14 protein-coding genes are annotated in these 14667 nt (G+C 37.2%); 12 read left to right on the plus strand and 2 right to left on the minus strand.

The window, feature by feature from the left end:
* Positions 1-68: 68 nt before the first annotated feature.
* The 3 genes from AC0IXC_RS10050 to AC0IXC_RS10060 all read left to right on the plus strand — a co-directional run bounded on the left by AC0IXC_RS10050 (position 69) and on the right by AC0IXC_RS10060 (position 3625).
* Positions 69-668: a helix-hairpin-helix domain-containing protein gene (locus tag AC0IXC_RS10050; protein ID WP_063218883.1), complete on the plus strand. Its 600-nt coding sequence runs from the start codon at positions 69-71 to the stop codon at positions 666-668.
* 63 nt (positions 669-731) lie between these two features.
* On the plus strand, positions 732-1289 hold the full coding sequence (locus tag AC0IXC_RS10055) for a ComE operon protein 2 (RefSeq protein ID WP_002088698.1): 558 nt from the start codon (positions 732-734) through the stop codon (positions 1287-1289).
* 14 nt (positions 1290-1303) lie between these two features.
* Positions 1304-3625, plus strand: a complete 2322-nt coding sequence (locus AC0IXC_RS10060; protein ID WP_471652861.1) for a DNA internalization-related competence protein ComEC/Rec2 — start codon at positions 1304-1306, stop codon at positions 3623-3625.
* 31 nt (positions 3626-3656) lie between these two features.
* Here AC0IXC_RS10060 and AC0IXC_RS10065 read toward each other — a convergent pair whose 3' ends face one another.
* A complete protein-coding gene (locus AC0IXC_RS10065) occupies positions 3657-3791 on the minus strand; it encodes a YqzM family protein (RefSeq protein WP_000997609.1) in 135 nt (44 codons plus the stop codon).
* A gap of 348 nt (positions 3792-4139) precedes the next feature.
* Here AC0IXC_RS10065 and holA point away from each other — a divergent pair, with 348 nt between their 5' ends.
* The gene (gene holA, locus AC0IXC_RS10070; RefSeq protein WP_002067332.1) at positions 4140-5150 is read left to right on the plus strand and encodes a DNA polymerase III subunit delta; all 1011 of its coding nucleotides are present in this window, start codon (positions 4140-4142) and stop codon (positions 5148-5150) included.
* A gap of 84 nt (positions 5151-5234) precedes the next feature.
* Here holA and rpsT read toward each other — a convergent pair whose 3' ends face one another.
* Positions 5235-5492: a 30S ribosomal protein S20 gene (rpsT, locus tag AC0IXC_RS10075; RefSeq protein ID WP_002088694.1), complete on the minus strand. Its 258-nt coding sequence runs from the start codon at positions 5490-5492 to the stop codon at positions 5235-5237.
* Positions 5493-5672: 180 nt separating this feature from the next.
* Between rpsT and gpr the strand changes: the two genes are divergently transcribed.
* The 8 genes from gpr to dnaK all read left to right on the plus strand — a co-directional run bounded on the left by gpr (position 5673) and on the right by dnaK (position 14618).
* Complete coding sequence (gene gpr, locus AC0IXC_RS10080) at positions 5673-6776, plus strand: GPR endopeptidase (RefSeq protein WP_471652862.1); 1104 nt, start codon at positions 5673-5675, stop codon at positions 6774-6776.
* A complete protein-coding gene (locus tag AC0IXC_RS10085) occupies positions 6776-7138 on the plus strand; it encodes a DUF3679 domain-containing protein (protein ID WP_063607626.1) in 363 nt (120 codons plus the stop codon). The genes gpr and AC0IXC_RS10085 overlap by 1 nt, the downstream gene beginning before the upstream one ends.
* Positions 7139-7346: 208 nt before the next feature.
* Entirely contained in the window at positions 7347-9170 is a 1824-nt protein-coding gene (lepA, locus tag AC0IXC_RS10090) for an elongation factor 4 (protein WP_002034072.1), read from the plus strand.
* 189 nt (positions 9171-9359) lie between these two features.
* Positions 9360-9734, plus strand: a complete 375-nt coding sequence (locus AC0IXC_RS10095; RefSeq protein WP_002015203.1) for a winged helix-turn-helix transcriptional regulator — start codon at positions 9360-9362, stop codon at positions 9732-9734.
* Between the two features lie 51 nt (positions 9735-9785).
* Entirely contained in the window at positions 9786-10925 is a 1140-nt protein-coding gene (hemW, locus tag AC0IXC_RS10100; protein ID WP_137076040.1) for a radical SAM family heme chaperone HemW, read from the plus strand.
* 133 nt (positions 10926-11058) lie between these two features.
* Complete coding sequence (gene hrcA / locus AC0IXC_RS10105) at positions 11059-12075, plus strand: heat-inducible transcriptional repressor HrcA (RefSeq protein ID WP_002034070.1); 1017 nt, start codon at positions 11059-11061, stop codon at positions 12073-12075.
* A gap of 114 nt (positions 12076-12189) precedes the next feature.
* A complete protein-coding gene (gene grpE, locus AC0IXC_RS10110) occupies positions 12190-12756 on the plus strand; it encodes a nucleotide exchange factor GrpE (RefSeq protein WP_471652863.1) in 567 nt (188 codons plus the stop codon).
* Between the two features lie 26 nt (positions 12757-12782).
* A complete protein-coding gene (gene dnaK, locus AC0IXC_RS10115) occupies positions 12783-14618 on the plus strand; it encodes a chaperone protein DnaK (protein ID WP_002015198.1) in 1836 nt (611 codons plus the stop codon).
* Positions 14619-14667: the final 49 nt, after the last annotated feature.

Raw genomic sequence — 14667 nt, forward strand, 5'->3', positions numbered from 1 at the left:
CCTCCTTCGTAACAGCTTTCTCCTAAACAATATGAATGATGTTATAAATTTATGATTAGAGGTGTAAAATGATGTGGGATTTTCCGAAAAAATGGTTGGGATTAGTGGTTATTATTGGCACTTTGATTTTTCTTTTTTTCTGGAAAACGAATCAGCAAACAGAGCGATCGCTCATTACAACGGAAGTTCAAGTAAAAGATGTGGAGAAAAAAAGTAAACCGAAAGTATTGGATACAAAGGAGCAGAAAAAAATAATTATAATTGATGTGAAAGGGGCGGTTTTTAAAGAGGGTGTGTATGAAATGAAGGAAGGGGACCGGGTGAAGGAGGCGGTTGAAAAAGCTGGTGGTTTGTTGCCGGATGCAGATGTGAAGAAAGTGAATTTGGCGCAAATGGTCCAAGACCAAATGCTTCTGTATGTTCCTAACAAGAATGAGCCAGTGCAAGAAGGGACTACTTTTTCAAAAAGCGAGGGTAAAGTGCAAATAAATACAGCTTCTAAAGAGCAACTTGAAAAAATAACAGGCATTGGTTCTCGGAAAGCGGAAAGTATTTTGAAATACCGAGAAGAACATGGTCCGTTTCAGAAAATAGAAGATTTATTAGAAATTGATGGGATTGGTGCGAAGTCTTTAGAGAAAATAAAAGATCAAATTATTATTCCATAAAAGATTGACGAAGTTTTTCTTTTTTCGCTACACTACAAGTAGACAAAAAAGAAGGTGAAAAATATGGAACGAATTTCATGGGATCAATATTTTATGACACAAAGCCATCTACTATCTTTACGTAGTACATGTACAAGGCTTGCGGTAGGAGCGACAATCGTTCGTGATAAACGAATTATTGCTGGTGGATATAACGGTTCAATTAAAGGTGGTGTGCATTGTATAGACGATGGTTGCTATGTCATTGATAATCATTGCGTTCGTACAATTCATGCTGAAATGAATGCTTTATTGCAATGTGCGAAATTTGGTGCAAAAACAGAGGAAGCGGAAATTTATGTCACACATTTTCCTTGTTTGCAGTGCTGTAAGGCGATTATTCAAAGTGGTGTTACAGCGGTTTATTATGCACAGGACTATAAAAATCATCCGTATGCCGTAGAGTTATTTGAACAAGCGAGTGTAACAGTAAAGCACGTTCCGCTAGAATACGATATTACATCGCTAGAGGAACAAGAGCGTCATTTACAGCTAAAGGAATTATTCGCAGCTTTAGAAAAAGATAATTTATCAATGGAAGAATTACAGCGTGTATTCACTAAAGCGAAAATGATGCTATAAGGAGTGAGTATGAGTTGAATGGGCAATGGGGCTATGTTGCAATCTCGTTTATAATTGGGATTGCAATTACCTTTTCCGCATCGCATTTGTTGGCTGCTTGTTGTTTCGTTTGTTATGTTTTATTTTGTTTATATCGTACTTCGCGTAAAACCTTCATATTTTGTATAATAGCGTGTTTTAGTGGCGTTATGTACACCACGTATGTTCAGAGTCTAAATAAGCCGCTAGGGGAGTCCTATGAAGTTACACGAGGGGTCGTGCAAAATACACCTCTAATTAATGGGGATCGTCTCTCTTTTCAAATTGAAGATCAGAATAAAAACTTAGTGCAGTTAAATTATAAAATACAATCTGCTTCGGAAAAGAAGCAGTTGCAACAATTACATGCAGGTATATCGTGTACATTTAAAGGGGAGGTGAAAGAACCACAAACTTCCCGGAATTTTCATGTTTTTGATTATCGTAATTATTTATATCAGCAAAAAATACATTTTATATTTGATGTGACATACATTTCTGAATGTCAAAAAACATCGTTGTCACTCGTGCAATGGATTTTCCTTCTCAGGCAACAAACAATCTCGAAAGTTACAGAAATGTTCCCGGAACAATCAGGTGCATTTATGAACGCATTATTATTTGGAGATCGACAACAAATGACGTTTGAAGTAGAAGAGCAATATCAACAATTTGGTCTTATACATTTGTTAGCAATTTCAGGATCGCATATCGTATTATTAATGGTTATAATGTATTTTGTTTTTCTAAGAAGTGGTGTGACGAAAGAGATAGCAACAGTATGCCTTATAGTTTGCATTCCTCTGTATATGATCATAGCTGGGGCGTCGCCATCTGTTGTGAGGGCTTCTATAACAGGAGTTTTATTATTGGTAGCTTTCATATGCTCTGTTCGCTTATCTAGTCTAGACGCCTTAAGTATAACGGCTATATGTATGCTTATATACGATCCGTATCTTATTTTCAACATTGGATTTCAATTCTCATTTGTAGGTAGTTTTTCTTTACTACTATCTGCGCCGATATTATTAGGACGTAGTAATGGGATAGTTCGAAATTCTATTTACATTTCTATAATTTCACAGCTCGCTAGTACCCCCATCTTGTTATATCATTTTGGTTATTTTTCTCCTTATAGCATTTTCCTCAATCTTATATATGTTCCTTTTCTATCCATTATTGTATTGCCATGTAGCATCATTATTCTTATATGTATGCCGGTTATTCCATTTTTCGCAAAAGGAATTGCATATGTACTTTCACTATGTTTAACCATTTCTAATGATTTTCTAAGTTACTGTGAAAGTTTCCCTTTCATCCGACTTACTTTTGGTCAAACTCCTTTATTTCTTGTGGCTATATATTGTTTTAGTATCGTTAGTATATTTGTGATTTGGGAAAGGGTAATAACGAAAAAAATTTTGTGCATAGTTGTGGGTGTGTTTCTTTTTATTAGTACTTGTCATTATGTATATCCATATTTTCGCGAAAGTGGGAGTGTTACATTTCTTGATGTTGGACAGGGAGATGCGATATTAATTCGTCTTCCATACGATAAAGAGGTTTATCTTATTGATACAGGAGGAGCCCTTTCTGTCAAGAAGGAAGCGTGGCAACAGAAAAAGCATGAATTTTCTGTTGGGCATGATATTCTTGTTCCTTTTTTACAAAAAGAAGGTATAAAAACGATTGATAAATTAATTGTAACGCACGGAGATGCGGATCATATAGGTGCTGCGCTGGATTTGCTGTCATCTATTATTGTAAAAGAAGTTGTATTTGGGAGAAAGGAACAAGATGCTGTATTGGAAAAAGTGGTGAAGAAAAAGGCGTTAGAAAAGAGCGTGAAGATAAGTGTAGTAGGAGAAGGGGAAGGTTGGAGGGTAAATGAAGCGGAATTTTTCGTATTAGCTCCAAAGGGGAAAGAAAAGGGAGAAAATGACTCTTCGATTGTACTATGGGCCAGACTAGGGGGACTAACATGGCTATTTACGGGTGATCTAGAAGAAGAAGGAGAAAAGTTTATAGTATCAACATATCCTGATTTGCGGGCTAATATTTTAAAAGTTGCCCACCATGGGAGTAAAACATCGTCTACAGACCCATTTTTAAGCCTTGTACAGCCTGCTGTAGCGATTATTTCTGTGGGGGAGCGTAATAGGTATGGGCACCCGCATAAGGAAGTTATAGAGCGTTTTAAGAAGATGGGTATTGATATATGGCGTACGGATAAGCAAGGTGCTATTTCCTATGTTTTTAATGGAGAAAAAGGAACCTTTCAAAGTAAAATCACATATGATGAAACACATAGAAGATGAAAAAAAGAAGACTGCCGTTAAGCAGCAGCCTTTAAGAACCGATGAATTTAATAACAGTTGCAATAATGAAAAGTGTTGCGAAAAAACCAAATGAGACGATAAATCCTACCCCTGAATCAATAGCGTCATTGCGTTTACTTTGAACGTTTTGTTCAAAATCATTCATTTAGAATCCCTCCCCAACATTCCATTTTAGTATAAAATATTGTCAGAAAAAAATCTACAATTTCCATATGAAGTGAAATAGAGTATTTGTATACTTTTTCTAGTTAGTTAAGTAGCGTGAATTTTTCATTTCCAATCATGTTAACAGTTGGCACTTATACTAAGATTATTATTGTAAATAATAAAGGGAAGGTGATTACCGCACACCAATAAGAAATCCGGGGCTTATTGCGTGGCGTTTTATATAAATAAAGGGGCGGGTTATAAAGACCGTCCCTTTGTACTTGTAAAACAAAAGCTAGGGCATTAGTATAAATATATATTGCCAAGTTAGGGAGTAGGAAAAAATATGAGTGATATACATAAGAAGATTAAAAAGAAACAGTTCGCTCCGTTGTATGTACTGTATGGAACGGAAGCCTATTTTATAAATGAAACGATAAAGCTTATTACAACGTACGCGCTTGAAGAGGAAGATCGAGAGTTTAATGTTGTGACATACGATTTGGAAGAAGCGTATTTAGAAGATGTAGTTGAGGATGCGCATACGCTTCCTTTTTTTGGAGAGCGTAAAGTTATATTAATAAAATCACCACTATTTTTAACGGCACAAAAAGAAAAATTAGAACAAAATATAAAAATTTTAGAAGAATATATTGGGGAGCCCTCTCCTTTTTCTATTCTTGTTTTTGTTGCGCCTTATGAAAAATTAGACGAACGAAAAAAAATTACAAAACTATTAAAGAAAACAGCGGATGTAATAGAAGCAAATGCGATGCAAGTGCAGGATGTTCAGAAGTGGATTGTTTCTCGTGCGGATGAGGTGCATGTGCATATTGATAATGCAGCTGTTAGTTTATTGTTAGAGCTTGTGGGAAGTAATGTAACAATGTTGGCGAAGGAAATGGACAAGTTAACGTTATACGTCGGTATGGGCGGAGAAATTACGCCAAAACTTGTCACGGAACTTGTGCCGAAATCTGTTGAGCAAAACGTGTTTGCTTTAACAGAAAAAGTGGTGAAAAAAGATATCGCTGGTGCGATGCAAATTTTAGACGGATTATTTACACAGCAGGAAGAACCGATTAAACTGCTCGCTTTATTAGTAAGTCAGTTCCGCTTGCTACATCAAGTGAAAGAGTTGCAACAGCGTGGTTACGGACAAAATCAAATCGCGTCCCATATTGGTGTACATCCGTACCGGGTAAAGTTGGCGATGAATCAAACGAAGTTTTTCTCTTTTGAAGAATTAAAAAAAGTTATTATAGAATTGGCGGAAGCTGATTATAGTATGAAGACTGGAAAGATGGATAAGAAACTTGTGCTTGAGTTTTTCTTAATGCGGTTAAATCATATGTAGTGACACAAAAAAGTTCACGTACTTAGTACGTGAACTTTTTTGTGTATATAAAAAACGATCCGAATGGATCGTTTTTTAAACGCCTTACGCGTTTACTTGTTTCGCTAAGCGAGATTTTTGACGAGCTGCAGCGTTTTGGTGGATAAGACCTTTACGAGCTGCTTTGTCAAGTTTTTTAGAAGCAGTTTTGAAAGCTTCTTTAGCATTTTCAAGATCGTTATTAGTAACTAAAGTTTCTACAGTTTTAACAGCAGTACGCATGTCAGACTTGATAGAAGCGTTATGTGAACGACGCTCTTCGCTAAGTTTAGCGCGTTTGATAGCAGATTTGATGTTTGCCATACTTTTCACCTCCCTGGTGCAATCGAATGACTCGATTCTTACATAGAACAAGTGATATTTTATCAAACGGTGAAGAGAATTGCAATAGTATATCAATGAAATTTCACGTAAAGGAAAGAATGACCTAATATAACTTGGGGAAATCTAACGATATTTACTATGAATTACGGAGGAGATACGATGAAAGAACCATTAGATTTAAGTAAATATAGTGTTAGAACTGACCTTGCTGTAGAGGTGCACCAAATGCTACAAGAGCGCCAAGAAGAACAAAAAGGGATACAGGGAGTTATTGTAAAAGAGAGGGAAGAAGAGGGAGTTACAATTACAAAAGTAACTATTGATGAAATTGCATCTGAGTCGATGGGGAAAAAACCTGGAAGTTATTTAACTCTTGAGGTGCAAGGTATACGACAACAAGATACGGAACTTCAGCAAAAGGTAGAGCGTATTTTTGCAAAAGAATTTTCTTATTTCTTAGAAGAGGTTGGAGTTTCAAAAGAAGCGAGTTGTTTAATCGTAGGTCTTGGGAATTGGAATGTAACGCCGGATGCACTCGGACCGATAGTTGTAGAGAACGTATTGGTGACGAGACATTTGTTTAAATTGCAGCCTGAAAGTGTGGAAGAAGGGTTTAGACCTGTTAGTGCCATTCGTCCAGGGGTAATGGGAATTACAGGGATTGAAACGAGCGATGTCATTTACGGAATTATTGAGAAGACAAAACCAGACTTTGTCATCGCAATTGATGCATTAGCTGCGCGTTCTATTGAACGAGTAAATAGTACGATACAAATTTCTGATACAGGAATTCATCCAGGATCTGGTGTTGGGAATAAGCGTAAGGAACTAAGTAAAGAAACATTAGGTATTCCTGTTATCGCAATTGGTGTGCCAACTGTGGTAGATGCTGTTTCGATTACGAGTGATACAATTGATTTTATTTTGAAACATTTTGGCCGGGAACTGAAAGAAGGAAACAAACCGTCACGCTCTTTATTGCCAGCAGGTTTTACATTTGGAGAAAAGAAAAAATTAACAGAAGAAGATATGCCGGATGAAAAGAGTCGAAATATGTTTTTAGGAGCTATTGGTACGTTAGAAGAAGAAGAAAAGAGAAAGTTAATTTATGAAGTGTTATCTCCTCTTGGTCATAATTTAATGGTAACTCCAAAAGAAGTAGATGCGTTTATTGAGGATATGGCAAATGTAATAGCCAGCGGTTTAAATGCAGCGCTGCATCATCAGATTGATCAGGATAATACAGGGGCATATACACATTGATGGAAAGAGGCAGAAATAGCTTGAGTCAATTTACGCTGTTATGTATATGCGGTACAGTCTTATGTTTGCTTATGATGATAGCTGGAGTGGGACTCGCTAATCATGGTCTAAAAAGTATGAAGGGATATCGTCAGCTGTCATATGAACAAATTGCTCATATGACAGGAACAGAAGGCGCTGGGGCTGAATCGGAAATTTCGGGAGAGACGTTTTCGGCTATTGAAAAACAAAAACAGTTAGAAAGCTTAAGAAGTTTTAATGTTGTAGAAGGTATCGGTATGGCGATAGCAAGTGTTGCTCGTGATATGACAAAGTTTGGAACGGATATAGTTGTTGGGGCAATAAAAGGAATTTTTAGTTAAGGGTAGCGGGAAGGATGGTTGTCTTATGTTTGTAAGAGAGCTGTCTTTTAATTTGAAAAAGGTTTGTCTCTTATGGTTTGTTCGCATAAGATATAGATAGAGTGATTTGTATTGTAAGCAGCACGAGTTTTCATTGAATCTTTGCTGCTCTATTGATATAATCAGTGCTAGTGTATATTGGCGAGACTATTAGGAGTTGAGAACATAGATGAATAAAGAAGAAAGAGCAAAAAGACAGTCCAAAATTCGTAACTTCTCCATCATTGCTCACATTGACCACGGGAAATCAACGTTGGCAGACCGTATTTTGGAGAAAACAAACGCGTTGGCACAGCGCGAAATGAAGGCGCAATTGCTTGACTCTATGGAGTTGGAGCGTGAGCGTGGTATTACAATTAAATTAAATGCAGTACAACTAACGTATAAAGCGAAAGACGGTGAAGAGTATATTCTTCACTTAATCGATACTCCAGGACACGTCGATTTTACGTACGAAGTATCTCGTAGTTTAGCGGCTTGTGAAGGTGCAATTCTTGTAGTGGATGCAGCGCAAGGAATTGAGGCGCAAACATTAGCGAACGTATATTTAGCGCTTGATAATAATTTAGAAATCTTACCAGTTATTAATAAAATCGACTTACCAAGTGCAGACCCAGAACGCGTACGTCAAGAGGTAGAAGATGTAATTGGTTTAGATGCATCGGAAGCTGTACTTGCTTCAGCGAAAGCTGGCATTGGTATTGAAGATATTTTAGAACAAATCGTTGAAAAGGTACCAGCTCCAACAGGTGATTCAGAAGAGCCGTTACAATGTATGATTTTCGATTCTTTATATGATCCGTACCGTGGTGTAATTGCATATATCCGTGTTGTAAATGGAACGGTAAAAGTTGGCGATAAAGTACGTATGATGGCAACTGGAAAAGAATTTGAAGTAACAGAAGTAGGTGTGTTTACACCGAAAACGACGCAACGTGACGAGTTAACAGTAGGTGATGTAGGTTTCTTAGCGGCATCTATTAAAAACGTAGGTGATACACGCGTAGGTGATACGATCACACATGCGAAACGTCCGGCTGCAGAGCCGTTAAAAGGGTATCGAAAATTAAACCCAATGGTATTCTGTGGTTTATATCCAATCGATTCTGCACGTTATAACGACTTACGTGATGCGTTAGAAAAACTAGAATTGAATGATTCTGCTCTTGAATTTGAGCCTGAAACATCTCAAGCTTTAGGTTTTGGTTTCCGTTGTGGTTTCTTAGGGCTTCTTCACATGGAGATTATTCAAGAACGTATTGAACGTGAATTCAAGATTGACTTAATTACAACAGCGCCAAGTGTTATTTATAAAGTGTATTTAACAAACGGTGAAGATTTTATTGTTGATAATCCATCTAATATGCCAGATCCACAGACTATCGATCGTGTAGAAGAGCCGTTTGTGAAGGCTGCAATTATGGTTCCGAATGACTATGTTGGAGCTGTAATGGAAATTTGCCAAGGGAAACGTGGAACGTTTATTGATATGCAATATTTAGATGAAACACGTGTTACATTGACATATGAAATCCCGTTATCAGAAATCGTATATGATTTCTTCGATCAATTGAAATCAAATACGAAAGGATATGCATCATTTGACTACGAGTTAATTGGTTATAAACCATCTAAACTTGTGAAAATGGATATTCTTTTAAATAATGAACAAGTGGATGCTTTATCATTTATTGTACATCGTGATTCAGCGTATGACCGTGGTAAAGTAATTGTAGAGAAATTAAAGAAATTAATTCCAAGACAACAGTTTGAAGTGCCAATTCAGGCGACTATCGGAAATAAAGTTGTATCTCGTTCTACAATTAAGGCGATGCGTAAAAACGTACTTGCAAAATGTTACGGTGGTGACATTTCTCGTAAGCGTAAACTTCTTGATAAGCAAAAAGAAGGTAAAAAACGTATGAAGTCTGTTGGTTCTGTAGAAGTGCCGCAAGAAGCATTCATGGCTGTACTGAAAATGGATGATAACTAATGGAGTGAACTATAATTAGTGGAGATTTTTCTATTCTTCGCTAATTATTAGCCCGCACCAATCGTGATAAAAGTAGAAGCCGTTCGTTCGGCTTCTTTTTTATATGCTACTTTTTAGACATCTTATCATCTCTCATTTACAATAGTGAGAGAGCTTTTTAGTGATTGATATAGAGTTAGGAGACTATTAATGTCCGAAAATATTCGAAAAGATATTCGAGAGAAAATACAAAAAGGTAATTTTAATTGCGAAAAGGAACTGACGCTTTCTATAATTAGTGGGAAGTGGAAAGTTGTGATATTGTGGCACTTAGGTGTGGAAGGTCCGCATCGTTTTAGTGAATTGCAACGTCTGTTCCCGAGCATTTCTCATAAAGTTTTGTCAAATCAATTGAAAGAGTTAATGGAGGACGGGATTGTTGATCGAACGGTATACCCGGAAATTCCTCCGCGTGTTGAGTACTATATGACGGAATTAGGTATGTCGCTTTTACCGATCGTTGAAATGATGTATGATTGGGGAAAAATGCGAATGGAACAAATCCGTAATACAGTAGAGAAGTAAAGAATCCTCCGGAGTGCGGAGGTTTTCTTTTTAGAAAGGTAGGAGTTATATTTGGTACAAGCTGCATATATTCATATTCCATTTTGTCAGCATATTTGTCACTATTGTGATTTTAATAAAGTATTTATTGAACGCCAACCGGTTGATCAATACTTACAATATTTAGAGAAAGAAATAATAAATACGGTTCAAAAAGTACCGTTTGAAAGTATGAAAACGATTTTTGTTGGCGGAGGAACTCCGACAGCTTTAAATATGGAGCAAACAAAAAAACTACTCGACATCATTAACCGTCGTTTGCGTCCATTTGCGCCGAATTGTGAATTAACATTTGAAGCGAATCCAGGTGATTTACCGAAAGAGAAGTTGAACGTATTGCTAGAAGGTGGAGTAAACCGAATTAGTTTTGGTGTGCAAACGTTTCGTGATGAGCTACTTGAGAAGATTGGACGCAGACATACGAGAGAAGATGCATTCGTAGCGATTCGAGAAGCGCAGGAAGTCGGTTTTACAAATATTAATGTAGATTTAATTTATGCTCTGCCAGGACAGACGATAGAAGATGTAAAGGAAACATTAGACATTGCCTTTACGCTTGGTGTACAACATTTCTCGGCATATTCCTTAATTGTGGAACCGAAAACCGTGTTTTATAACTTAATGAATAAAGGGAAATTAAGACTTCCAGGTGAAGACCATGAAGCGAAAATGTACGAAATAGTAATGGATGAAATGGAGAAACATGGTTATAACCAGTATGAGATTAGTAACTTCTCAAAAGGTAATAATGAAAGTAGACATAATCTCACATACTGGAATAATGAAGAGTATTATGGATTTGGAGCTGGAGCGCATAGTTATGTGAACGGGGAACGAATTCAAAATGTAGGTCCGCTCAAGCAATATTTCACTAAAATTGATGAGACAGGATTTCCATATTTAGATGTTCACCCAGTGACAGAGAAAGAAAAAATGGAAGAAGAGTTGTTCTTAGGACTTCGAAAAACAAAAGGTGTTTCTAAGTTAGAATTCCAAAAGAAATTTAATGTGGAGATGGACCATGTTTTTGCAAAGCAGTTACAAAGTAATCAAGAGCAAGGATTACTTGAAAACAGAGATGGACATGTTTGTTTAACGAGGAAAGGGAAGCTATTAGGGAATGAAGTATTCCAGTCATTTTTGATTGATTAATTAAATGTGCCATAAGCGCGAAAATTTTTTGTTATTTCGTGACGTTTCCGTTGACAATTGAATGTCAATTTTGGTAAGTTATTAATAGATTTAGCACTCGAAGACAAAGAGTGCTAACAGAGGTGATGATGAGATGCTTACGGAACGTCAGCTCTTAATTTTACAAACAATTGTTGATGACTTTATTGGATCAGCGCAACCAGTTGGTTCGAGGACGTTGGCTAAGAAAGATGAAATTACGTTTAGTCCAGCTACTATTCGAAATGAAATGGCTGATTTAGAAGAATTAGGATTTATTGAAAAAACGCATAGTTCTTCTGGGCGTGTTCCTTCTGAAAAAGGATACCGATTTTATGTAGACCATCTTTTAGCGCCGCAAAACTTACCGACCGATGAAATTGTACAAATTAAAGATTTATTTGCTGAAAGAATTTTTGAAGCAGAAAAAATTGCACAACAATCAGCTCAAATTTTATCAGAGCTTACGAATTATACGGCCATTGTTCTTGGTCCCAAATTGAGCACAAATAAACTTAAAAATGTACAAATTGTACCGCTTGATCGTCAAACAGCAGTCGCTATTATTGTAACAGATACAGGGCATGTGCAAAGTAAAACGATTACCGTTCCGGAATCTGTTGATTTATCAGATTTAGAAAAAATGGTTAATATTTTAAATGAAAAGCTATCTGGTATACCTATGGCAGAACTTCATAATAAAATCTTTAAAGAGATTGTTACAGTCTTGCGTGGGTATGTTCATAATTACGATAGTGCAATAAAAATGTTAGATGGTACATTTCAAGTCCCTTTATCGGAAAAGATATACTTTGGAGGAAAAGCAAATATGCTTTCGCAACCAGAGTTCCATGACATTCACAAAGTAAGATCTTTGCTGACGATGATCGATAATGAGGCTGCGTTTTATGACATTTTGCGTCATAAACAAGTCGGAATTCAAGTGAAAATTGGTAGAGAAAATTCTTCTACGGCAATGGAGGATTGCAGTTTGATTTCTGCAACGTATTCGATTGGAGAAGAGCAACTTGGAACAATTGCAATTTTAGGTCCGACGAGAATGCAATACTCTCGTGTAATTAGTTTACTGCAGTTATTTACAAGACAATTTACAGACGGACTTAAAAAGTAAATGAAAGTAATACATTCGCTCAAGTGATGAAATTTTCATTGCTGTGTGTAATATATAATGCTTAGGTAATCATGCTAAGCATGATACCTAATACCTTTTAAGGAGGTGAAAATTGTGGAAGAGCGTAACGAACAAGTGGTAGAAGAAGAGAAAGAAGCGCAAGTTGAAGAAGCTGTCACGCCAGAAAACAGTGAAAAAACTGTAGAAGAAAAAAGTGAGGCTGCTCTTTTACAAGAAAAAGTAGATGAGTTACAAGCGAAACTAACGGAAACGGAAGGTCGCACATTACGTCTACAAGCTGATTTTGAAAATTATAAGCGCCGTGTCCAAATGGATAAACAGGCTGCTGATAAATATAGAGCACAAAGTCTAGTTTCAGATATTTTGCCAGCTCTTGATAATTTTGAAAGAGCGATGCAAGTGGAAGCGACTGACGAGCAAACGCAATCCTTGTTACAAGGTATGGAAATGGTGCATCGTCAATTGCTAGAAGCGTTGACTAAGGAAGGTGTTGAAGCGATTGAAGCTGTTGGTAAACAGTTTGATCCGAATGAACACCAAGCTATTATGCAAGTGGAAGATAGTGAATTTGAATCAAACGCGGTAGTTGAAGAATTCCAAAAAGGTTATAAACTAAAAGACCGTGTGATTCGCCCATCAATGGTAAAAGTAAATCAATAATTTACATAAAAGTAGGAGGATTCGCCATGAGTAAAATTATCGGTATTGACTTAGGTACAACAAACTCTTGTGTAGCTGTTATGGAAGGTGGAGAACCAAAGGTTATCCCAAATCCAGAAGGAAATCGTACAACACCTTCTGTTGTAGCTTTCAAAAATGAAGAGCGTCAAGTTGGGGAAGTTGCGAAGCGTCAAGCAATTACAAACCCAAATACAATTATGTCTGTTAAACGTCATATGGGTACAGACTACAAAGTAGAAGTTGAAGGTAAAGATTTTACACCTCAAGAAATTTCTGCAATCATTTTACAAAACTTAAAAGCTTCTGCTGAAGCATACTTAGGTGAAACAGTAACGAAAGCTGTTATTACAGTACCTGCATACTTCAACGATGCAGAGCGTCAAGCAACGAAAGATGCTGGTCGTATCGCTGGTTTAGAAGTTGAGCGTATCATTAACGAACCAACAGCCGCAGCACTTGCTTACGGTTTAGAAAAACAAGATGAAGAGCAAAAAATCTTAGTATATGACTTAGGTGGCGGTACATTTGATGTATCTATCCTTGAGTTAGCAGACGGCACATTCGAAGTTATTTCAACTGCTGGTGACAACCGTCTTGGTGGAGATGACTTTGACCAAGTTATCATCGATCATTTAGTAGCTGAATTCAAAAAAGAAAATAGCATTGATTTAAGCCAAGATAAAATGGCACTTCAACGTCTGAAAGATGCAGCTGAAAAAGCGAAGAAAGATCTTTCTGGTGTAACACAAACACAAATTTCATTACCATTCATTAGTGCTGGAGCTGCTGGCCCATTACACTTAGAATTAACGTTAACAAGAGCTAAATTCGAAGAAATTTCAGCTGGTCTTGTTGAAAGAACATTAGAGCCAACTCGTCGTGCATTAAAAGACGCTGGTTTTGCTCCAAGCGAATTAGATAAAGTTATCCTTGTTGGTGGATCTACTCGTATCCCAGCTGTACAAGAAGCAATTAAACGTGAAACTGGTAAAGAGCCATACAAAGGTGTAAACCCAGATGAAGTTGTAGCATTAGGTGCTGCAGTTCAAGGTGGCGTACTTACTGGTGATGTAGAGGGCGTTCTATTATTAGACGTAACTCCACTTTCTTTAGGTATCGAAACTATGGGCGGTGTGTTCACGAAACTAATCGAGCGTAACACTACAATTCCGACAAGTAAGTCACAAGTATTCTCAACAGCTGCTGATAACCAACCAGCGGTAGACATTCACGTACTACAAGGTGAGCGTCCAATGTCAGCTGACAACAAAACGTTAGGTCGTTTCCAATTAACAGACCTTCCGCCAGCACCACGTGGAATTCCACAAATCGAAGTAACATTCGATATTGATGCGAACGGTATCGTTAACGTACGTGCAAAAGACTTAGGTACAAGCAAAGAGCAAACTATTACAATCCAATCTTCTTCAGGTCTTTCTGATGAAGAAGTAGATCGTATGGTACAAGAAGCTGAATCAAATGCTGATGCTGACCAAAAACGTAAGGAAGAAGTTGAACTTCGTAACGAAGCTGACCAACTTGTATTCCAAACAGACAAAGTTGTAAAAGATTTAGAAGGTAAAGTAGATGCAGCTGAAGTAGCGAAAGCAACGGAAGCGAAAGAAGCATTACAAGCGGCAATCGAGAAAAACGAACTTGAAGAAATCCGTGTGAAAAAAGATGCTCTTCAAGAAATCGTACAACAATTAACTGTTAAATTATACGAGCAAGCTCAAGCGGCTGCAGGGCAAGCAGAAGGTGCACAAGGAGCACAAGACGCTGGCGCGAAAAAAGATAATGTAGTAGACGCTGAGTTTGAAGAAGTAAAAGAAGACAAGTAATACAGTGAAATAAAATAAGTAAGATGACAAAAAGTCAAAGTCAAGCGTG

The organism is Bacillus sp. AC266 (assembly GCF_979253805.1).

Coding starts and splice junctions, on each gene's coding strand:
- AC0IXC_RS10065 (WP_000997609.1), bottom strand. CDS start 3,791: ATGAATGATTTTGAACAAAACGTTCAAAGTAAACGCAATGACGCTATT.
- holA (WP_002067332.1), top strand. CDS start 4,140: ATGAGTGATATACATAAGAAGATTAAAAAGAAACAGTTCGCTCCGTTG.
- hrcA (WP_002034070.1), top strand. CDS start 11,059: ATGCTTACGGAACGTCAGCTCTTAATTTTACAAACAATTGTTGATGAC.
- AC0IXC_RS10095 (WP_002015203.1), top strand. CDS start 9,360: ATGTCCGAAAATATTCGAAAAGATATTCGAGAGAAAATACAAAAAGGT.
- AC0IXC_RS10050 (WP_063218883.1), top strand. CDS start 69: ATGATGTGGGATTTTCCGAAAAAATGGTTGGGATTAGTGGTTATTATT.
- rpsT (WP_002088694.1), bottom strand. CDS start 5,492: ATGGCAAACATCAAATCTGCTATCAAACGCGCTAAACTTAGCGAAGAG.
- dnaK (WP_002015198.1), top strand. CDS start 12,783: ATGAGTAAAATTATCGGTATTGACTTAGGTACAACAAACTCTTGTGTA.
- AC0IXC_RS10055 (WP_002088698.1), top strand. CDS start 732: ATGGAACGAATTTCATGGGATCAATATTTTATGACACAAAGCCATCTA.
- AC0IXC_RS10085 (WP_063607626.1), top strand. CDS start 6,776: ATGGAAAGAGGCAGAAATAGCTTGAGTCAATTTACGCTGTTATGTATA.
- lepA (WP_002034072.1), top strand. CDS start 7,347: ATGAATAAAGAAGAAAGAGCAAAAAGACAGTCCAAAATTCGTAACTTC.
- gpr (WP_471652862.1), top strand. CDS start 5,673: ATGAAAGAACCATTAGATTTAAGTAAATATAGTGTTAGAACTGACCTT.